We start from the raw sequence: 19,900 nt of genomic DNA on the forward strand, positions 1-19,900 counted from the left end.
GTCAGGAGCGCGTGGCGAGGTACCGGGCCGGCAGCTCACCGCCACCGTGCACGGCCAGGTCCGAGCCGGTCACGTAGCCGGCCAGATCACTGGCGAGGTACAGGCAGGTCCGTGCGATGTCCGCCGGCACGGCCATGCGCTGCATGGGGATCACGGCGGCCACCGCGACGCCGCCGTCCTCGCCGTAGACCGACGCCGCGGACTCGGTGCGGATCAGGCCGGTGGTGATGTGGTTGACGCGGACCTTCGGGGCCCATTCCAGGGCCAGCGCCCGGGTGAGCGCGAGCAGTCCAGCCTTCGCCGCGGTGTAGGCCGCCGTGCCCGGCTGCGGGTCGTGCGCCGAGACGCTGCCGATGTTGACGATCGCGCCGCCCGAGTCCTGCAGCTGCATCACCGCGTTCGCCGCCTGGGCGACGTAGAAGGGCCCGAGCAGGTTCAGCGCCACGATCTTCTCGACGAAGCGCGGCGAGACCGTCGCCGCGTCGGCGTCCGGTGAGCCACCGGCGTTGTTGACCAGCACGTCGAGCCGGCCGAACCGGTCGACGGTCGCCTGCACGAGCGCGGTGGCCTGGTCGGCCTCCCGGACGTCCGTGGGGACGAAGACGGCCTCACGTCCTCCGCCTTCCGGCAGTCGCTCGGGCTCGGCGCGCCCGCACACCACGACATCCGCACCAGCAGCGAGGAAGGCCTCGGCGATCTCACGGCCGATACCCTTCGTGCCGCCGGTGACCAGCACCGTCCGTCCCGAGAAGTTCAGCGCTGCGCTCATGTCCGTCCTCGTCGTCGATGGCTGACCGCAGGGTAGGAACTCGCACCGGGGCCCGACGTCGATCTCTCGGTCAGCGGGATACCGACCACGGCCGGCCTCGCGCCCCGTCAGGATCCCGATCGGCGAACGGACCGTGCCCGTGGCGGACGTCGTACCGATCAGTGGGATGGATCACGCCTCCGGTCGTCGAGCTTGCTTCGCTTGGCGCCCGGACGCAGAGCCTGAGGCTCGCGAGCGGGCCCGGTCGAGGCTCGCACCGCGGCAGCACGGTGTCCGGAGCCGGGAGATCCGCGGTCACCCGTCCGCGCCCGTACCCGACGAGGTAGAAGGAAGGAGGGCGCGATGGGCCGCACCCTGCTGAAGAGAGCGGGCGAGCTCGCGGCGGTGCTGCTGATCGTCAGCTTCGGCACGTTCATGCTCGTGTCACTGCTGCCCAACGATCCGGCGGTGGTGATCCTGGGGGAGGGGCGCGAACCGGCGGAGTACGCGGCAGTCCGCGAGGACCTGGGGCTGGACGACCCGCTGCCGGTGCGGTACGTCGACTGGCTGGGCTCGGCGGTCACCGGCGATCTGGGGGAGAGCGTCGTTCCGCCGTACTCCGACGTGCTGGACCGGGTTGCCGCCGCCCTGCCGGTGAGCGTGGAACTCGCCGTGCTCGGCCTGGGTATGGCGCTGGTCTTCTCGATCCCACTGGCGATGTGGTCGGCGTACCGGGCCGGGGGCCGGGCCGACCGGATCATCAGCGCCAGCGCCTTCGGCGTCCTGTCGGTGCCGAGCTTCCTGGCGGGCCTGCTGGTCATCATGGTCTTCGCCAACCAGCTCGGCTGGTTCCCGCGGGCGCAGTGGGTGCGGATCAGCGACAGCCTGGGGGACAACCTGTACCACGCCTTCCTCCCGGCGCTGGTGATCGCGCTGGCCGAGACGGCACTGTTCACCCGCATCCTGCGCAACGACCTGATCACCACGCTGCAAGAGGACTTCATCCTCGCCGCCAAGGCCAAGGGCATGTCGGCGCGACACATCCTGCTCAGCGATGCCCTGCGCCCCTCGTCGTTCTCCATGGTCACCCTGCTGGGGATCAGTCTCGGGCGGCTGATCGGCAGCACCGTGATCGTCGAGTACCTCTTCGCCCTCCCCGGAATGGGGTCGCTCGTCATCGGTGCGGCCAACACCGGCGACTTCACGATGGTGCAGGGAGCGGTCCTGGTCATCGCGGTGATCTACGTGCTCACCAACCTGCTGATCGACCTCTCCTACGGCGTCCTCGACCCACGGATCAGGAGGGCCCATGTCTGAGCTCACCCAGGTGTCCACGCCTCCTGCCTACGGTCAGGCGGTGGACGCGGCCGTGTCCTCGCCCCCCGGACGCCGACGGCGCCGCTCGGGGTCACCGTGGGGTGCGGCGGCGCTCGCTGTGCTCGGTGTCGCGGGGATCGCGGTCGGCGTGGCGGCGCTGCGAGGCGCCAACGGCTGGCTGCAGCTGGCCGTCATCGTGGCCGGCCTCGGCCTCGCCTACGCCGGGGTCGGGCGGCTGCTCCGGCGCCGCTTCGGTGCGGGCTTCGACCTGATGTCCTGGTTGTGCGCCGGTTGGCTGGTGCTCCTGGTGCTGGCCGCGCTGCTCGCGCCGGTGCTGCCCCTGGGCGAGCACCAGGATCTTGCGAGCACCCTCGACGCGCCGGTCTTCGCCCGGCCGGACCTGTTCTCGGAGTACCCCCTCGGCACCAACAACTTCGGTCTCGACCTGCTCTCCCGGGTCCTGCACGGGGCGCGCGCATCGCTCATCGTGGCGCTGGGTGCGGTCGCTATCGGGCTGGTCGTGGGTGCGGCGCTGGGGATCGTGTCGGGCTTCTTCCGCAAGGCCACCGACGCGGTGATCGGCGTCCTCACCAACTCGCTGCTCGCGGTGCCCCCGCTGATCCTGCTGATCGCGCTGGCGACCGTCCTGGACCCGAGCCTGCGCAACCTGGCGTTCGCGCTGGCGCTGCTGGCGCTGCCCAGCGTCGTCCGCATCGCCCGGGCCAGCACGATGACGTTCGTGCAGCGCGAGTTCGTGCTGGCGGCTCGCGCGATGGGGGCGAGCCGGATGCGGGTCATGACCCGCGAGTTGCTGCCCAACGTCATGCTGCCGCTGCTCTCGTACGCCATGGTGATGATCTCGGTGCTGATCGTCGCCGAGGCGTCGCTGAGCTTCCTCGGCCTGGGGATCCAGCCCCCGGACCCGTCCTGGGGCAACATGATCGCCGAGGGTGAGGGCGACGCCTTCGAGCAGCACCCGCACATCGTCCTCGTGCCGGGCCTCGTGCTGTTCCTGACCGTGTTCTCGTTGAACCTGCTTGGGGAGAAGGCGCGCAAGCGCTTCGACCCGCGCCAGGCGAAGCTCTGAGGAGTGTCATGAGCTCCACCTCTGCCGTGCTGCAGGAACGGTCCACCGAGCCGGGGGCGCCGGTGCTGGTCGTCGACGATCTCCGGACGCAGATCCACACGCCGCGGGGCGACGTGCAGGCCGTCGACGGCATCTCCTTCACGCTGGGTCGCGGGGAGACGCTGGGGATCGTCGGCGAATCCGGTTCCGGGAAGTCGGTGCTCGGTCGCACGATCATGGGCCTGTACACCACCGGGCCGACGATGACCATCACCGGCCGGGTGCTCATCGCCGGCAAGGACGTGCACGCGCTGAGCACCACCGCGTTGCGCGACCTGTGGGGCGGCGACGTCGGCATGGTGTTCCAGGACCCGATGACCGCGCTCAACCCGGTCAAGAAGGTCGGCGTGCACCTCACCGAGAGCCTGCGCAAGCACCGGGGGATGAACCGGGCCCAGGCCGCGGCGCACGCCGCGGAACTGCTGAACCTGGTCGGCATCCCGGAACCGCGGCGCCGGCTCGACCAGTACCCCCACGAGCTCTCCGGCGGCATGCGGCAACGGGTGGTGATCGCGATGGCGCTGGCCAACGAGCCGGCGCTGCTGATCGCCGACGAGCCGACCACGGCACTCGACGTGACCGTGCAGAAGCAGATCCTCGACCTGCTGGAGCGGCTGCAGGACGAGCTGGGGATGGCGATCATGCTGATCAGCCACAACCTCGGTGTCGTCGCCGGCCGGGCCGACCGGGTAGCGGTGATGTACGCAGGGCGGGTGGCGGAGACGGCGGACGCGGCGACGTTGTTCGACGTGCCGCACCACCCCTACACCGAGGCGCTGCTCGAAGCGATCCCGCGGCTGCACCAGCCGCCGCACGTCCGTCTGGCGGCGATCGACGGCGCGCCGCCCAACATGATCGCCCCCCCGGTCGGCTGCCGGTTCGCGCCCCGGTGCCGCTACGCGCAGCCCGACTGCACAGCGGCCCCCCCGGTTCTGGACGCCGCCCTGGTCCGGGGTGTCGCCGACCCGCGGCACTCCTTCGCCTGTTACCACCCCGTCAACGCAGGAGGACAGTGATGGCCGGGAGTGGAGTCGCGCACCTGCGGCCGGAGACCGAGCGCGTCCTCGCGGTCGAGGACCTCGTGGTGCAGTTCCCCGCGAAGGGTGGTCACACGGTGCACGCGGTCTCGGGCATCAGCTTCGACCTGCTCGACGGGGAGACCCTGGGGATCCTGGGCGAGTCCGGGTGCGGCAAGTCCAGTGCCGGACGCGCGGTGATGCAGCTGCCGCCGCCGACCTCCGGATCGGTGCGGCTGGGCGATGAGGAGCTGACCGGGGTGACGGCGCAGACCGTCCGGGAGCGCCGGGCCAGGATGCAGATGATCTTCCAGGACCCGGTGTCCTCGCTCAACCCCCGCCGCAAGGTCAAGGACCTCGTGGCCGAGGGGCCGAGGATCTGGGGCAGGGAGGTCACCCGCGAGCAGATCGAGGTCGTGCTGCGCGCGGTGGGTCTCGACCCCGCGGTGGTGTGGGAGCGCCGGCCGCACGAGCTGTCCGGCGGGCAGTGTCAGCGGCTCTGCATCGCCCGGGCGCTGATGCTCGATCCGCAGGTGCTGATCTGCGACGAGCCGGTGTCGAGCCTCGACGTCTCGGTGCAGGCGCAGATCCTCAACCTGCTCGAGGACACGAAGAAGCGCTACGGCTTGAGCATGGTGTTCATCGCGCACGACCTCGCGGTCGTCAAGAACATCAGCGACCGCATCATGATCATGTACCTCGGCAAGGTGTGCGAGGTGGTGCCGGCCGGTGACCTGGCCGAGCGCGCCCTGCACCCCTACACGCGGCTGCTGCTGGAGTCGGTGCCGGAGGCGACCGCCTCGGAGACCGCGATCGGGGGCGCGCAGCGGGCCGGCGGAGAGCTCCCCTCGCCGCTGAACCCGCCCAGCGGCTGCCGGTTCCGCCCCCGTTGCCCGCTGGCCACCGAGGAGTGCGCGACCGTCGAGCCCCAGCTGCGGCAGGTCGGTGAGGGGCACTTCCTGGCCTGCCACAACTCCGGCCCCGGCGCCTCCGCCGCGGCCTGATCCACCACCGGTAGCGACTCCCCTCCCACAGCGGTGCCCCGGCCGAGCTCGGCCGGGGCACCGCTCGTTCCTGGGAGCGGTCCGGGGCGCGCCCAGCAGGAGGGAGGTCGTCGCGGACCCCCGGCGCGGCCCGATGCCCACCTGTGATTCCACTCACCGAGATGGGGCCCGTGCCGGGCTCGTCCCGTTGCTTCGCTGGGGCAACCAGCCACCCATGGGCATCCGGTCGGTGGCGCGTGACCGTCCTGTTGGAGGAACTACGTGACAAGATCATTGCTGTCCGCGCGTCTCGTCGCCACCATCGGTGCCGGTGCCCTCGTGCTGTCCGCGTGCGGAGGCAACGGCGGAAGCGGATCGGCGGGCACCGCGAGCGCGGAATCGCCCGAGCCGACGATCGGGGTCATCGGCGACCAGCAGGACTGCGGCGAGCCGGTCGAGGGGGGCACGCTGACCCTGGCCGACTTCGCCGAGGCGCGAAGCCTCAACCCGGCCGAGACGATCGCCACCGGCTACTCGGGGGGCACGGCACTGGCGGCCGTGTACGACGTCCTCGTGCACTACGACCCGGAGACCCAGGAGTTCGAGCCGCACCTGGCCGAGGACGTGACGTCCAACGAGGACTTCACGCAGTGGACGGTCACCCTCCGCGACGGGGTCACCTTCAGCGACGGGACACCGCTGAACGCGCAGGCCGTCGTCGACAGCGTGAACTGGTATCTCGGCAACCGCGGCTTCGACGCCGCGGTCATCGCCCCCAACCTGGGCGGAGTCCGGGCGGAGGACGACCGGACCGTCGTCTTCGACCTCAACACGCCGTGGGCCACGTTCCCGGCCATGCTGGGCCAGGCGGTCGGCATGATCGTCGCGCCGGCCGCCATCGCAGGTCAGGAGTTCCAGCCGATCGGGGCCGGGCCGTTCACGCTGGCCGACTACGCCCCGCAGGAAGAGCTGGTGCTCGACGCCCGGGACGACTACTGGGGCGGAGACCTGCCTCTCGACCAGCTGCGGTTCGTCTGGCTCAACAACGATGACGCCCGGTTCGAGACCCTCGAGGCCGACGGCGCGGACGTCACGGTGCTGCGGGATCCCGCGGTGGTCCAGCGGGCGCGGGACGCGGGGTACTCGGGGTACCTGACGGTGCAGAACCTCGGCAACGTGGTCATGCTGAACAACGCCGAAGGGCGGCCGGCCGCCGACCCGCGGGTGCGGCAGGCCATCGCCCTCGCCACCGATCCCGCCGTCCTCGACCAGCGGGTTTACGGAGGTGTGGACATCGCGAGCAAGGCGCTGTTCTCGGACCTCTCCCGGTGGCACTCGCCGGACGTCGAGGTGGTGCCGAACGAGGTGGAGGAGGCGCGCGCCCTCGTCGAGGAGGCCAAGGCCGACGGCTTCGACGGGACCATCGGTTACCTCGGCAATGCCTCCCCGGCCGGCCGGGACCAGGCGCTGGCGGTGCAGGCCATGCTCGAGAACGCCGGATTCACCGTGGAGACCGAGCTGCTGCAGACGACGGCGGACATCATCCAGCGCGTGTTCGTCAGCCGGGACTACGACATGTCCCAGTCGGGCCTGTCGGTCTCGGAGGAAGACCCGTTCCAGCGGCTCTACACCAGCTTCCACAGCCAGTCCCAGTCCAACGCCAGCGGGTACGCCAGTCCGGAGATGGACGCGCTGATCACCGAGCTCCAGGGCACTCAGGGGGACGACCGCCAGGAGGTCGTCACCCGCATCGAGGAGCTCTACCAGGAGGACGTGCCGGTGCTCCCGCTGTCCCCGGTCACCCCGTTCGTGCCCTGGCAGGACGACGTGCACGGCATCCAGCCGATCAACGAGGGGATGCTCCTGTTCGACGAGGCCTGGATCGGGGAGTGCTCCTGATCGAGCCACGAACCCAGCGCGTCGGCGGAGCCGGACGGCCGGGCCTGACCCCCGTCCTCTGACTCCCGCCCACGCGGGCACGGGCCGGCTGCGTGCGACCGCTCGCAGCCGGCCCGTGGCCGTTCGGACCTGGGACCCGCCCGTCCCGCCCACCGGGAGAGCCACCGTGACGCAGGGCACCTGGCCCTACCGTGCCATCGGCGCAGCGATGGACGCCCGGACGGATCCCACAGCAGAGGTGAGGCAGATGACAGCGGAGCCGAACGACGCGATCGCCACCGCAGCGCGCATCCGGAGCGGCGAGATCTCCGTCCGTGAGGTGGTGGAGGAGGCCATCCGCCGGATCGAGAAGTACGACCCCGGACTCAACGCGGTGGTGGCCACCCGCTTCGACGAGGCGCTGGCGGAGGTCGACCGCGGTCTGCCCGACGGTCCGCTCCGCGGCGTGCCCACCCTGGTCAAGGACCTCGACGCCGACGTCGCCGGACTGCCGCGGACGGGGGGCAGCCGGCTCTTCGCCGAGGCCCGCGCCACCCGGGACAGCGAGGTGGTGGCGCGCTACCGGCGCGCCGGCATGGTCGTCCTCGGCATGACGAACAGCCCGGAGCTCGGCAAGAACGCCAGCACCGAGCCGGTGCTCCACGGTCCGGCGCGCAACCCCTGGAACCCCGCGTACTCCACCGGCGGGTCGAGCGGGGGGTCGGCGGCAGCCGTGGCCGCCGGCATGGTGCCGGTCGCGCACGGCAGCGACGGCGGCGGGTCCATCCGGATCCCGGCGTCCATGTGCGGCCTGTTCGGTCTCAAGCCCAGCCGCGGCCGCGTGCCGACCTGGCCCTACTCCGGTGCCCTGGCCTCCCCGGTCACGGCCCACCACGCGGTGACCAGGACCGTCCGGGACAGCGCCCTGCTGTTGGACATCGTCGCCGGGCCCGTTCCGGGGGACGCGCTGGGCGCACCCACCCCGGACCGGTCCTTCCTCGAGCAGGTGGCTCGGCCTCCCGGCCGGCTGCGGATCGGCTGGGCCACCGCCGTTCCGGGCGGCATCCCGGTCCACCCGGACTGCGCTGCCGCCGTCGAGCGCGCCGCCACCGTCTGCCGGGACCTCGGGCACGCGGTCGCCGAGGTGACCCTGGACTACGACCCCGCCCAGGTCATGGCCGCATCGGGCACGATCATGGCGGCGAGCCTCGTGTCGACCGTCGACCGGCGGTCGGCCGAGCTGGGTCGGCAACTGCGGGACGACGACCTCGAGCCGTTCACCCGGGTGCTGCTCGAGCACGGCCGGACGATCAGCGGGGTCCAGGTGGTCGAGGCGCTCCGTGCCGCCCAGGAGGCCGGCTGGCGGCTGGGCCGGCAGTTCGCCGACCACGACCTGCTGCTCCTGCCGACGGTCGCCCAGCCGGTGCCGCTGCTGGGTACCCTCGACACCACGCGGCCCGAGACGATCTACGAGCACGGCACCACGTTCTCGCTGTGCACCAGCGTGTTCAACGTCACTGGCCTGCCGGCGATGTCGGTGCCCTTCGGCACCGACGGTGCCGGCCTCCCGGTGGGTGCCCAGTTCGTCACCGACCTGGGCGGGGAGGGGCTGCTGCTGAGGCTGGCCGGTCAGCTGGAGCAGGCCGCGCCGTGGCCCCTCCAAGCCCCGGGCTACGCACAGGGATGACGCTGCTGGACGTCGGCGCCGTGGCACTGCTGGTTTTCACGGTGGCCGCGGCGGCTCAGGCGGTGACGGGATTCGGGCTCGCGCTGGTCGCCGTCCCCCTGATGGCCGTGATCATCGACCCGGTCGCGGCCGTGGTGGTCACAACCATGGTCGGCCTGGTGCTGACCGGTCTCGCCTCGTACCGGGAGCGCCAGCACGTGGAGGCCCCGGTCGCCGCGCGGCTCACCGGGGCGGCCCTGCTGGGCATGCCCCTGGGGCTGCTGACCCTGACGCTGCTGGACGAGCGGTCCCTGGAACTGGTGATCGCCGTCGGTCTGCTGCTGCTCGTCGGTCTGCTCCTCGTCCGGGTCCCGCTACCTGCCGGCGCGGTCACCCAGTACGGCGCCGGCGTGGTCAGCGGGATGCTGCTGACCTCGACGGGCATGAACGGGCCCCCGGTGGTCCTCTCCCTCCAGGCACTGCACCTGCCGCCCCGCCGCTTCCGCGGGACGCTGCAGGTGGTGTTCTGCGCGCAGGACCTGGTGGCCGTGGTCGCGTTCGTCGCACTCGGCCACGTCGACCCGGTGATCGCCACGGCCGTGCTCGCCGGTGTCGCAGGGGTCCCGGCGGGGTGGTGGGTCGGTGACCGCCTGTTCGGCCTGCTCCCGCCCGAGCGCTTTCGGGGCGTGGTGCTCTCGACGTTGACCGTGACCGCGCTCGTCGCTCTCTCGGCGGCGGTGGCCTGACCCGCGCGGGCGGGACGGTGCCCGGCCCGCCCGCACGCGTCCCCCGGCACGACCGCACCGCGGGAGGAGCGGTGCTCACGGCGGCACGGTGCCCGGTGGGGTCATCCCGACCGGGCGTCGGCTCCCGCTGCCGGCAGCGGCCTGGTGGGCCACTCGAGCAGCCGGGCGCCGAGCACCGCCGCCTGCAGGGCGAAGCGCTGGTCGGGCCGGGCCACGCCGTGCCCGGTCAGCTGGGCCACGCGGGCCAGCCGGTAGGTGACGGTGCGGACCGAGACGTGCAGCCGCCGCGCGGCCTCGGTGGCCACGCCGCCGGCGTCGAAGTACTCGTGCAGGGTCTCGAGCAGGACCTGCGGGCCGCCGCGGACCTGGCTCAGCGGGCCGAGGACGTCGCGGACGAGGTCCACGATCGCCATCTGGTCGCGGCCGAGCACCCGGTACACCAGCAGCTCGCGGGCGTGCACCACGTCGTCGTCCAGGCCCAGCCGGTCGGCGAAGGCCAGCGCCTCGCGGGCCTCCTCGTAGCTGCGGGGCACGCCCCAGACCCCGGGGAACGCCCGCCCGGCGGCCACCCGCCAGCGGCCGGGGACCCGCAGTCGCCGGAGATCCTGCTGCAGGAGGACGCCGATGTCCGCGCCGCGCGCCGTGACCTCCGGTGGCGCGGTCCCGGCGGGCGTCCTGCCGGCGGGGACGAGGACGACGACGCGCCCGTCCTTCGTCGCCACCAGCACCTCACGGTCGCCGAACCGGTCGACCACAGCGCGTTCGAGCGCGGTAGCGGCGCGGTCGAGGTTGCCCTCGCCGTCGCGCGGAGCCACCAGCGCGACGTGGTGGGGCTTGCCCAGGTCGATGCCGAACGGTTCGGCGCGTTCGACCATCCGGGACACGTCGGCGTCCCCGCGGAGCAGGTCGTCGACGAACTCGGCCCGCACCGCCTCCTCCCGGCGGATGGCCTCGCGGCGTTCGGCCTGGTGACCGTCGACGAGCACGCCGACGGCGTCGTCGAGAACGCGCAGCACCGCCTCCGCGGCGGCGCGGACCTTCTCCGGGTCGTTCGAGCGCACGACGACGGGCAGTCGGCGCCACAGCCGCCAGGCCGCCGACAGGTACAGGTCGACCGCGCGGCGGGCTCCCACGCCCTGCGCGGCCGCGTGCCGGCCGAGCTCCCGGACGGCGTCGAGCTCCCACGCATCGGGACGCCGCCCGTGGATGGCGGCGTCGGCGAGCATCGGCAGGTACTCGCCGAGCAGGTCGACGGGCGCGTGCACGGCGCTCGCCGCCGACGTCGCCACCGCGGCCAGCCAGTCGTCGGGCGCAGCCTGCCCATCGGGCCGTCCGCCGGCCGCAGGTTGCCGGTTGCTCGTCATCTGCCCTCCTGGGACCGACCGGTCGAGCGGGGCGCCTTGCCCGCGGTCGGCAACGTCAGGATGCACCAGCTCTCCGACGCCGCCCCTGGTGGGTCGACGTCGCCGCGGGCATGGTCCGGATCAGCAGGAGGTGCACGGTGCTCAGCAGTCACGAACAGCGGATCTGGGACGACATCGAACGGTTCTGGGCCAGCGAGGCCGAGGAACCCGTCCTGCCGGGCCCCCAGCCGGCGCGACGGCGTGGATGCGACGCCTACGACCTGGACGACCTGGACGACCTGCCGGCCGCGGTGGTGGCCGGTGTCTGGATCGCGATCCTGTTGATCGTCTTCGGTGCCCCGGCGGCCGGCCTCGCGGTCGGCGCTACCACGGCGCTGGGCTGGATGCTGTGGCGGCACTGGCCACGGCAAGGCGGTGGCGACCGCGGGTCGGTCGCACGGTTTGGAGCTGAGGAGCCCTGGCTCCGGCGCCTGAGCAGAACTCAGCGGGGAAATCCTCGGGAGAAGGGCGGCGATGACCAGTCGCGGGCCGAGTAGCGGCGAGCGGGCGGGCGTCGGAGCTGTGGCGGTGGGGGAGACCGGGCACCGCGCGGGCGATCGCGGGCGGCCCGCCGAGCCGTGTCCGGCCTGCGGGCGGCCTTCAGGTGATGGGTTGCCGCCCTCCGGTGGCCGACCAGAGCCATCGGCGTCGTACACGCCGATGGATGTCGCGGCTACGACGACGGGCGGCTCCCGGTCCGCCGGACCCGCGGTCGCTCAGCACCGTTCGACAGGGAGCGAGCGTCGCTGTGGCGCCGTGCCCGCTGATCGGCCATTGAATGCCGGACGGGGGTCACCTGCTCGACGAGGACGGCGTGGTCGTCGACGAGCAGCCACTCCGGTGCCGATTCGTTCACCACCGATGCCCCAACTCCTGTGGCACCGTATCGGCGGGGTCATGCCAGGTCGGCGGACTGAGCGCGGCATCCATCCGGCGGAGCTCGTCGCGGTGCAGAGCGGCAAGCCGGCCGAGGAGCAGGTCGCCCCCGTCGGTGAGAGTCACGCGCACCACCCTCCTGTCGTCGGGGTCTGCGCAGCGCTGGACCAAGCCCTGACCCTGAGCCCGCGACACCAGCTCCACGACGCTGTGGTGCCGGAGTTGCAGGCGCTCGGCCAGCTCTCGGATCGTCGCCCACTCCCGGCCGGGAAATCCCTTGAGCGCCAGGAGCAGCTGGTACTGCTGTGGCGTGACGTCGTGGCTCCGGACGACCTCCTCGCTGAAGCGCAGGTACCGTCGGATGGCGAAGCGGAAGCGGGCGAGCGCCTCGAAGTCCTCCTTGGTCAGGGGCTCCTCGAGTGAGGCGACGTCCTCTGGCAGGTCAGCTGGCGGGGCACCATGTGGCCCCGTGCCGGTGGCCATGGATGAAGGATGGCGAACGACGTCGGCGCTCATCGACTCGTTGCGGACCTGATCACGTCGAGGTAGTCGGCATAGGTCGCGACGACGTCCTCGAGTTCGACCACGTCAGGGAAGTCGGCGACGTCCTGGTGCTCGAGGAGGTAGGCGACGGTTCGTCGCACCAGGACTTCCTCGTCGTCCTCCCGGACGCCCAGGTCGTCCAGGATGCCGGGAGAGAGGTTGGACCAGGACTCGGCCGTCTCCTCGCGCCGGCTCATGCGGACGACGAACTGGTGCTCGCCCTGCGGCTCGATGGCGAGGACGTCGGTCATGCCGATCGATCTTCCCTTCGGACGGTGGCCCGGCGGAGCGGTCCAGTCACCTTGGTTCTCGCGGTCGCCCCAGGGCGCCGGTCATTCATCGCAATACGATATACGTCCGATCTCGGAGCCGCTCGCCGCGAGCGTGGCATGACCCTCGACGATGACTCGATCACGAGCCGGACGGCCGCCGTGATCGCGTCGGTCCGGCTTTCTCGGGTGTGCCGCGTGGGCGACCGGTTCCGCGACGCAGAGGTCGAGCGCGTCGTCGACGTGCGGGTGGTTCGCCGGGAGCTGCACCAGACCCGGTGTCCGGACCGGCGCTGCGTCCGCGTCGTCGGCGAGGCGTCCGGGGGCTCGGGCGAGCTGCCGGTCATGACCCCCGTCGCGTGATCTGCACGCGCCACCGCAGAGGCCCTTCCTCCAGGTAGACCCAGCCGTAGTCGGTGTACATCCGACGCCTGGTGAAGGCCGCCCGCAGCCTGCCGAGGTGACGACTCGAGCGGACCTCGACCTCTTCCCCGACTCGCAGGCGCGTGAGACGGTCCAGTACGGCCGGTGCCTCGTCCTCCCGGAACGGCATCCGGTCCACGTCGACCACAGACCCCTCCGTCAGGACGAACCAGTCGTGAGAGCGTCGTGGCTGCCGCAGGTCCTCGATGCACGCGTCGGTCATGGCAGCGACCACTGCTTGCTCGGCGTGCAGGTGCTCGGCCAGTACACGGCGGAGCCCGAGCAGGAGCGGAACCGGGTCGGCATCCCGCTGCGGGGAGCCGCCGTTCGCGACTCGTGCCAGCTCGTCGATCAGGTCTCGCAGTCGACGATGGTCGTGGGTCAGCGCCGGGACGTGATCGGCTGACGGCGTGCCCGCGATGAGCGGGTAGAGCAGGCTCTCGGTGTGCACCGCTTCATCGATGACCTCGCAGCGCAGGTAGGTGACCAAGGACTCCAGCTCCGGGACGTGGGGTCGTCCCGAGTCGGCTGCCGTGAGGGCGCGGTGCACACGCCGGTCCACCTCCTCGAGAAGGCCGGCGTGTTCGTCGGCCAGGCGACGTCCCGACCTCGTCCGAGTCATCGCAGATCCCTCCGCGGTCGATGTGTCAGTTCCAGGTGGAGACGCTCATCGGTCGTCTCGGACCTGCCGAGCCAGGTACTCCCGGAGCACGACGGCGTTGTTGTGCTCCGGGTCGCGGGCGGCGTACAGCAGGAGGACGTCACGTTTCCGCGCGGCATCGCGCAGCGGCAGCCAGGCATCGCGGTGCGCGTCGAGCTCGGCCGTGTACCGGCGTCGGAACTCGGCCCATCGTGTGACGTCGTGCCCGAACCACCGACGCAGCTCGTCGCTGGGTGCGACATCCGGCAACCAGCCGCTCAGTGGCAGGCTCCGCTTCGCCACGCCCCGTGGCCACAGTCGGTCGACGAGGTATCGGCGCCCTCGGTCGGTGCGCTTGAGCTCGTGCACGCGGACGGTCCGGATCAACGCCGGCCTACCTGGGGCGAACGGTCGGTGATGATGAGCTGCGCGTGGCCGTCGGCCAGTTCGTCGGCCACGCCGGCCAGCACGGCCGAAGCATCCTGCGTGACGTCCGTCGCCTCCGGCAGGACGAGCGTGACGCTTCGGTGACCTTGCCGCTGCAACGCTCGGATGGTGCCGCGGAGCAGGTCGGCGCCCGCCCTGTCGACACGACCGTGGACCCGGATGACAGCCCGATGGACGTCGACCGTCTCGGTGCAGGTCCAGCGCCGGGATGCGGTCGTCATGCGGACCGACCGGGGGAGCCGCACGTCGGGCAGCGCCGGGCGCGCGGATCGTCGGGAACGGAGCCGCACACGGGGCAGACATCGTTCAACCAGCAGGCAGGGTCTCCTCCCTGCTCGGTCGGGTGTGCCGCCGGATCACCGGTCGCGGCTGTGGGTGATCCGGACGTCGACGCGTCGGACATCGTGCTTCCTCCCTGGCGGCGGACCCGCTCGGCGACACGGCCGGCAGAACGTCTCGACATGCAACGCCCGCGTTCGACCGTCGAGATGAGAATATCGTGTCACGATAGTTTTGCCACGTGGTGAAGTGGACCCCGAGAGGAGCCGGTGGTAACCGCGAAGACCGGTCGCCGATGCGTCGCCGTACTGGGCCGATCCACGAGGTCAGGGGACCTCCTCACCGGCCGAGGCGACTTCGATGGTGATCGCCTCGCCGGTTCGGATCCGCAATCTGCCCGAGTGGGGGCAGGGAGGAAACGCACGTGGCCACATCCGGCGTCACCTGAGGTGGTGACCGGTGGCGGCCGTCCCGCGGCGCGGCGTCGACGGGCGTCGCGGGGTGGTCCGTGGCCGTGCACCGGTCCGTGGTCTCCGTGGCTGCGGGTCGGCATCGGCCGGATCGACGGCGACGAGATCGGCCAGGCTGGTCAGGTGCAGGCACCGGAGCACGGCGGGCCGCCCACCGGTGCGGATGACCAGTCGGGCGCCGCGCATGCGGCACCGGCGGTCGGTCCGGGCGAGCGCCGTGACCCCGGCGGCGCCGAGGAAGGTCACCTGCCCCAGGAAGACGACGAGTTCGCGGAGGCCGGGCTGGGTCGCCTGCGAGTGCAGGCAGAGGTCCAGCGCCGGGGCGGTGCAGGTGTCGACCTCGCCGGCGACCTCGACGACCACGCGGCCCGGGCGGGGGTCGGGGACGGTGGTGACCGACAGCAGCTGGTCGGTATCGGGTGCGGACCGGTGGACGGGGGAGTGCAGCACGGGGGCTCCAGGTGAACACAGGGACCTACCCGCCGGCGGACCGTGGGAGGGGGCGGTAGGCCGCCGACGGGTAGGGGCACGGGACGATCAGCGCAGCGGGTCGAGCGGCGCCAGCTCGGGTGGGGCCTCCCCCTTGAGCACGGTCTGGGCGACCAGCTGCCCGGTGAGGGGGCCGAGCACGATGCCCCACATGCCGTGGCCGCCGGCGACGAACACCCGCGGGGAGGCGGTGGCGCCGGCCAGCGGCAGACCGTCGGGGGTGCACGGCCGGGAGCCGACCCACTCGTTGCGCCGGTCGTCGAGGTCCACCGCGGTCAGGAAGGGGCGGACGGCATCGACGACGGCGGCGATGCGGCGGGGGTCCAGCGGCTCGTCGGGCCGGCGGAACTCCATCATCCCGGCCACCCGCAGCCGGCTGCCCAGCGGCGTGCAGGCCACCCGCTGGGCCGGGAAGTACAGCGGGCCGCGGGGCATCTGCTCCACCGGCACGCTGAAGCTGTAGCCGCGGCCGGCCTGCACCGGCTGCCGCACGCCGAACGGCCCGGCCAGCCGGCCGAGTTCGGCGCCGGTGGCGACCACGATGGCGTCGTGCCGCTGGTGCTCGCCGGTGGTCGTGACGACGGTCGCCCCGTCCATCCGGGCCTGCAGCGTCGCCACGTCGACGCCCTCGACCAGCTCGCCGCCGCGGGCGCGGACGGCCAGCGCCAGGGAGCGCACGTACTCGGGTGGGTGCAGGTAGCGCTGCCCGTGGAGCTGCACCGCCGCACCGACCTGGTCGGTGAGCGTCGGCTCCAGCGCACGGGCCTGCCGGGCGGTGATCGGGTCGAAGCGGACGTCCTGGCCGGTGTCGCGAATCCGCTCCAGCTCGGTGCGGAGGTGCCCGGCCTCCCGCTCGTGGCGGAAGCAGGCCAGGAATGAGGTCGCCCGGTGGGTCGGGGCCATCACGCCGCCGGCGGCCAGGACGTCGAAGGCTTCCAGCGCCCGCGCGTTGAGGGGTACGTAGGCGGCCATCCCGCGTCGCCACCGCCGCGCGGTGCTGTGCGCGACAAAGCCACCGAGGAAACGCAGCAGGGTGCGGTCGGCGCGCAGCGGCAGGTACACCGGCGAGCGCGGGCTGGTCACCGCCCGCAACCCATACCGCAGCACCGCCGGCTCCGGCAGGGGGGCGGTCAACGCCGGGGTCAGCCACCCGGCGTTGCCCCAGGAGGCGCCGGCGCCGACGGAGTCGCGCTCGTAGACGGTGACCTGTACGCCGGCCTCCTGCAGGAACCAGGCGCAGGAGAGGCCGACCATGCCGGCCCCGATCACGGCCACCTGCCGAGGGGAACCGGTCGGAACCGTCGGACCGTGCTGCAGGGGGGACATGCCCGCTCCTTCCCCGGCGGTCGCCGGGTCGAGATCGTCCGGGTCGTGGCCGGCGCGGGGCGCGCGCCGCCACCGGTCCGACGGCAGGGTCGGACCGGTGGTGCCCGGGCGGTGGATGGCTGTACGGGAGCCGTGCGGGACGCGCGGCGGCGGTGCGGGTCGCTCAGCGGGTCCGCTGGCAGGAGACGCAGCCCTCGGCGAACGGCCGGAACTCCAGTCGCTCGACGGGGATGGCGCGCCGGCAGTACGTGCAGACGCCGTAGGTGCCGTCGGCGATCCGGGCCAGGGCCGCATCGATTTCCCCGATCGTGCGCAGCAGGCCGGCCGCGCGGTTGACCGACACCGGGTCCGGCACCGAGGTGGCGATCTCGGCCAGGGCGAGCTCGCGCTGCCGGACGCAGTCGGCCCGCTGCGTCTCGAGCAGCTCCCGGAACGGCGCCCAGTCCGTGGCAGGGGCCGAGCTCCTGGTGGTGGCAGGGGTGAGGTGCGTGGTCATGCAGGTCTCCTGGGATGACGAGAAGCGCGTCCCCGGAGCGGGACGCGCACGGAACGAAAGCCGAGGACCCGGGGAGGGTCAGGCGCTCGCCGGTGGCGCCCGGTCCTGGCTGCGTCGCAGCACGTCCAGGCCGCGCAATCCGCGAGCTCGCAGGCTCATCGCCAGGGCCAGCAGTCCGCGGCCGGTCACCGGCGGCGGGCAGTGCACGGGTGATCCGGCGGGCACGACGGCGGCGGGCGGGCGGTCGGTCGGTGCGGTGCGCGCACGCACGTGGACCACCCCCTTCGTCTCGTCGTCGTCCGGTGCGGGGGCCGGGGAGACCGGCTGCCGGTGGTGCAGGTGGCCACCGGCGGCTTGCTCACCCGGTTCACGGCCTCCACGACCTGATGCCACCATGCCGGTCCACCGCCGTCCGGGGCACGGCAGTGCCCGGTCAACTCGATGCGCAAGGGCTTGCCGACGACCGGCAACGGGCGGGTGCGAGGCCGGCGACGCGGTGGTCACGGCTCGCCAGCCGGACGACAGCGGCCGCTCAGCGGGACCAGGCTTGTCCCACCGTCCGGGCGGACGGCTACTGGACCCGGCTGCGCCCGTCGGGCTCCGCCAGCCACGCCGAGTGGCCGCTGCGACGAGAGGGGACAGGGTTTCGTGAGGGTCATCGGGAGTTCGCCGGCCGAGGCGGTGCAGCGAGCGGTTGCGGCACTGGCCGCCGGACGGATGGTGGTGGTCGTCGACGACGCCGACCGGGAGAACGAGGGGGATCTCCTGGTCGCAGCGGAGCTGGTGACCGAGGAGCAGATGGCGTTCGTCGTCCGGCACACCACCGGCATCGTCTGCGCACCGATGAGCGCGGAGCGCTGTGCCGCGCTCCGGCTCCCGCAGATGGTCGCCGACAACACCGACGCCCACGGGACGGCCTTCACCGTCAGCGTGGACCACGTCGGCACGGGGACCGGGGTGTCGGCCGCCTGCCGCGCCCGGACGGTGCGGGCGCTGGCCGATCCGGCGACGCTGCCGGGCCAGCTGCGTCGGCCGGGGCACGTCTTCCCGCTGCGGGCGCGGGAGGGTGGCGTGCTCATCCGGGCCGGCCACACCGAGGCCGCGGTCGACCTGACCCGGATGGCCGGGTTGAGCGGGGTGGGCGTCATCGGTGAGATCACCGCCGACGACGGGACGATGCGATCGGGGACGTGCCTGCGGGACTTCGCGGCGCGGCACGAGCTGCCCGTCCTCGCCATCGCCGACCTGGTGCGGTACCGCCGGGCCACCGAGCGCCTGGTGGAGCCGGTCGGCAGCGCAGCCATGCCGACGGAGTTCGGCGCCTTCCGGGCGGCGGCCTACCGCAACACCCTCGACGGCACCGAGCACCTCGCGCTGGTCATGGGGGACGTCGCCGCCGCCGGCCGCAGCGACGCCGGCGTGCTGGTGCGGGTGCACAGCGAATGCCTCACCGGCGACATCCTGGGCAGCCTCCGGTGTGACTGCGGAGCCCAGCTCGAGCAGGCCCTGAAGGCGATCGCCGAGGAAGGTTGCGGCGTCGTCGTGTACCTGCGCGGTCACGAGGGGCGCGGCATCGGGCTGGGCCACAAGATCCGCGCCTATGCGCTGCAGGAGCAGGGTCTGGACACGGTGGACGCCAACACCGCCCAGGGGCTCCCGGTCGACTCCCGGAGCTACGGCGTGGGCGCGCAGATCCTCAGCGATCTCGGGGTCCGCCGGATCCGGCTGATCACCAACAACCCGGCCAAGTACGGGGGGATCGAGGGGCACGGGCTCGAGCTGGTCGACCGCGTCGCGTCGCCGACGGTCGAGACGCCGCACAACGTCCGCTACCTGCGGACCAAGCGTGAGCGCATGGGGCACGTCCTGGGAACCGAAGCAGTGCAGCCCGGCGGCTGGTCCGCGCAGGCGTGACCCGACACGCGCCCGGAAGCAGGTCCGGCCCGCTCAGTGAGATCAGGGCCGGCCCACCCGAGCGCGTGCGGGTAGGTGTTGGTCCGGGAAGGCAGACGCCCAGCGAGGGCGAGCGGCCGGGTCCGGACCCGACGCCGCCGTCCACCCACCACGCCACACGGAATCGTGACCGGCCGCGGTCGGATGCCTCGCGCCGTGCCGAGAGCAGAGAGGTCTGACGATGGACATCGTCGTTCTGGTCAAGCAGGTCCCCGACTCGGGGAGCGAGCGCTCCCTGGACGCCTCGGACAACACCGTGGCCCGGTCGAGCGCGGACAACGTCGTCAACGAGATCGACGAGTACGCGATCGAGGAGGCCCTGGTCCTCAAGGAGGCCCACGGCGGCGAGGTGACGGTGCTGACCGTCGGGCCCGAGTCGGCCGCCGACGCGATCCGCAAGGCGCTGTCGATGGGGGCGGACAAGGCCGTGCACGTGGTGGACGAGGCGATCCACGGCTCGTGCGCGGTGCAGACCTCGGCGGTGCTGGCCGCGGCGCTGGGGCAGCTGTCCTACGACATCGTGCTCTGCGGGGCGGAGTCCACCGACGGTCAGCTGTCGGTGATGCCGGCGCTGCTGGCCGAGCGGCTGGGCACCCCGCAGCTGTCCGGGGCGCGGAAGCTGACCGTCGAGGGCGGGGTGGCGAAGGTGGAGCGGCAGACCGACGGCGGGTACTGGGCGCTGGAGGCGCCGCTGCCGGCGATCGTGTCGACCTGGGACACCATCAACGAGCCGCGCTACCCCTCGTTCAAGGGGATCATGGCGGCCAAGAAGAAGCCGGTGGAGAAGAAGTCGCTGGCCGACCTGG

At 72.6% G+C, this 19,900-nt stretch carries 22 protein-coding genes; 11 read left to right on the forward strand and 11 right to left on the reverse strand.

The window, feature by feature from the left end:
• Window position 1: 1 nt before the first annotated feature.
• A complete protein-coding gene (locus D0Z06_RS15835) occupies window positions 2-769 on the reverse strand; it encodes an SDR family oxidoreductase (protein ID WP_117378515.1) in 768 nt (255 codons plus the stop codon).
• A 342-nt stretch (window positions 770-1,111) separates the two neighbouring features.
• On the opposite strand from D0Z06_RS15835, the gene D0Z06_RS15840 reads away from it, so the two are divergent.
• From D0Z06_RS15840 to D0Z06_RS15870, 7 genes are all read left to right on the forward strand, one after another.
• Entirely contained in the window at window positions 1,112-2,065 is a 954-nt protein-coding gene (locus D0Z06_RS15840; protein WP_117378516.1) for an ABC transporter permease, read from the forward strand.
• Window positions 2,058-3,152, forward strand: coding sequence for an ABC transporter permease (locus D0Z06_RS15845; protein ID WP_117378517.1), 1,095 nt, complete (start codon window positions 2,058-2,060; stop codon window positions 3,150-3,152). The genes D0Z06_RS15840 and D0Z06_RS15845 overlap by 8 nt, the downstream gene beginning before the upstream one ends.
• Window positions 3,153-3,160: 8 nt before the next feature.
• A complete protein-coding gene (locus D0Z06_RS15850; RefSeq protein WP_117378518.1) occupies window positions 3,161-4,207 on the forward strand; it encodes an ABC transporter ATP-binding protein in 1,047 nt (348 codons plus the stop codon).
• Window positions 4,207-5,211 (forward strand): ABC transporter ATP-binding protein, encoded by a 1,005-nt coding sequence (locus D0Z06_RS15855; RefSeq protein WP_117378519.1) that lies wholly within the window; start codon window positions 4,207-4,209, stop codon window positions 5,209-5,211. The genes D0Z06_RS15850 and D0Z06_RS15855 overlap by 1 nt, the downstream gene beginning before the upstream one ends.
• Window positions 5,212-5,472: 261 nt before the next feature.
• Window positions 5,473-7,089 carry an ABC transporter substrate-binding protein gene (locus D0Z06_RS15860; protein ID WP_117378520.1) on the forward strand — a complete coding sequence of 539 codons (1,617 nt, stop codon included), beginning with the start codon at window positions 5,473-5,475 and terminating at the stop codon, window positions 7,087-7,089.
• A gap of 247 nt (window positions 7,090-7,336) precedes the next feature.
• Window positions 7,337-8,755, forward strand: a complete 1,419-nt coding sequence (locus D0Z06_RS15865; protein ID WP_117378521.1) for an amidase — start codon at window positions 7,337-7,339, stop codon at window positions 8,753-8,755.
• The gene (locus D0Z06_RS15870; RefSeq protein ID WP_117378522.1) at window positions 8,752-9,480 is read left to right on the forward strand and encodes a sulfite exporter TauE/SafE family protein; all 729 of its coding nucleotides are present in this window, start codon (window positions 8,752-8,754) and stop codon (window positions 9,478-9,480) included. Before D0Z06_RS15865 ends, D0Z06_RS15870 begins: the two co-directional genes overlap by 4 nt.
• Before the next feature lie 101 nt (window positions 9,481-9,581).
• Here the strand turns inward: D0Z06_RS15870 and D0Z06_RS15875 are convergent, their stop codons facing one another.
• Entirely contained in the window at window positions 9,582-10,844 is a 1,263-nt protein-coding gene (locus tag D0Z06_RS15875) for a PucR family transcriptional regulator (RefSeq protein WP_117378523.1), read from the reverse strand.
• A gap of 137 nt (window positions 10,845-10,981) precedes the next feature.
• Between D0Z06_RS15875 and D0Z06_RS15880 the strand changes: the two genes are divergently transcribed.
• Entirely contained in the window at window positions 10,982-11,380 is a 399-nt protein-coding gene (locus D0Z06_RS15880) for a hypothetical protein (RefSeq protein WP_147332063.1), read from the forward strand.
• 355 nt (window positions 11,381-11,735) lie between these two features.
• Here D0Z06_RS15880 and D0Z06_RS15885 read toward each other — a convergent pair whose 3' ends face one another.
• Window positions 11,736-12,275: a MarR family winged helix-turn-helix transcriptional regulator gene (locus D0Z06_RS15885; protein WP_233517728.1), complete on the reverse strand. Its 540-nt coding sequence runs from the start codon at window positions 12,273-12,275 to the stop codon at window positions 11,736-11,738.
• A complete protein-coding gene (locus D0Z06_RS15890) occupies window positions 12,272-12,553 on the reverse strand; it encodes a hypothetical protein (RefSeq protein WP_117378526.1) in 282 nt (93 codons plus the stop codon). The genes D0Z06_RS15885 and D0Z06_RS15890 overlap by 4 nt, the downstream gene beginning before the upstream one ends.
• A gap of 138 nt (window positions 12,554-12,691) precedes the next feature.
• Between D0Z06_RS15890 and D0Z06_RS15895 the strand changes: the two genes are divergently transcribed.
• Entirely contained in the window at window positions 12,692-12,934 is a 243-nt protein-coding gene (locus D0Z06_RS15895) for a hypothetical protein (RefSeq protein ID WP_117378527.1), read from the forward strand.
• On the opposite strand, the gene D0Z06_RS15900 is transcribed toward D0Z06_RS15895, so the two are convergent.
• From D0Z06_RS15900 to D0Z06_RS15930, 7 genes are all read right to left on the reverse strand, one after another.
• Complete coding sequence (locus D0Z06_RS15900; RefSeq protein WP_117378528.1) at window positions 12,915-13,616, reverse strand: hemerythrin domain-containing protein; 702 nt, start codon at window positions 13,614-13,616, stop codon at window positions 12,915-12,917. The genes D0Z06_RS15895 and D0Z06_RS15900 overlap by 20 nt on opposite strands.
• Before the next feature lie 45 nt (window positions 13,617-13,661).
• Window positions 13,662-14,021, reverse strand: a complete 360-nt coding sequence (locus tag D0Z06_RS15905; RefSeq protein ID WP_117378529.1) for a DUF488 domain-containing protein — start codon at window positions 14,019-14,021, stop codon at window positions 13,662-13,664.
• Complete coding sequence (locus tag D0Z06_RS15910; RefSeq protein WP_147332064.1) at window positions 14,018-14,302, reverse strand: STAS domain-containing protein; 285 nt, start codon at window positions 14,300-14,302, stop codon at window positions 14,018-14,020. The genes D0Z06_RS15905 and D0Z06_RS15910 overlap by 4 nt, the downstream gene beginning before the upstream one ends.
• A gap of 498 nt (window positions 14,303-14,800) precedes the next feature.
• Window positions 14,801-15,280 (reverse strand): STAS domain-containing protein, encoded by a 480-nt coding sequence (locus tag D0Z06_RS15915; RefSeq protein ID WP_158579998.1) that lies wholly within the window; start codon window positions 15,278-15,280, stop codon window positions 14,801-14,803.
• Window positions 15,281-15,367: 87 nt separating this feature from the next.
• Entirely contained in the window at window positions 15,368-16,594 is a 1,227-nt protein-coding gene (locus D0Z06_RS15920; RefSeq protein WP_199522350.1) for an NAD(P)/FAD-dependent oxidoreductase, read from the reverse strand.
• A 214-nt stretch (window positions 16,595-16,808) separates the two neighbouring features.
• The gene (locus D0Z06_RS15925; protein WP_117378533.1) at window positions 16,809-17,141 is read right to left on the reverse strand and encodes a TraR/DksA family transcriptional regulator; all 333 of its coding nucleotides are present in this window, start codon (window positions 17,139-17,141) and stop codon (window positions 16,809-16,811) included.
• A 78-nt stretch (window positions 17,142-17,219) separates the two neighbouring features.
• On the reverse strand, window positions 17,220-17,411 hold the full coding sequence (locus D0Z06_RS15930; protein WP_147332065.1) for a hypothetical protein: 192 nt from the start codon (window positions 17,409-17,411) through the stop codon (window positions 17,220-17,222).
• 378 nt (window positions 17,412-17,789) lie between these two features.
• On the opposite strand from D0Z06_RS15930, the gene D0Z06_RS15935 reads away from it, so the two are divergent.
• Complete coding sequence (locus tag D0Z06_RS15935; protein WP_233517730.1) at window positions 17,790-19,055, forward strand: bifunctional 3,4-dihydroxy-2-butanone-4-phosphate synthase/GTP cyclohydrolase II; 1,266 nt, start codon at window positions 17,790-17,792, stop codon at window positions 19,053-19,055.
• Window positions 19,056-19,275: 220 nt separating this feature from the next.
• Window positions 19,276-19,900, forward strand: a 625-nt coding sequence (locus D0Z06_RS15940; protein WP_147332066.1) for an electron transfer flavoprotein subunit beta/FixA family protein, incomplete at its 3' end; no start/stop codon positions are given.

This window comes from Geodermatophilus marinus (assembly GCF_003428645.1).
Classification (GTDB): Bacteria; Actinomycetota; Actinomycetes; order Mycobacteriales; family Geodermatophilaceae; genus Geodermatophilus.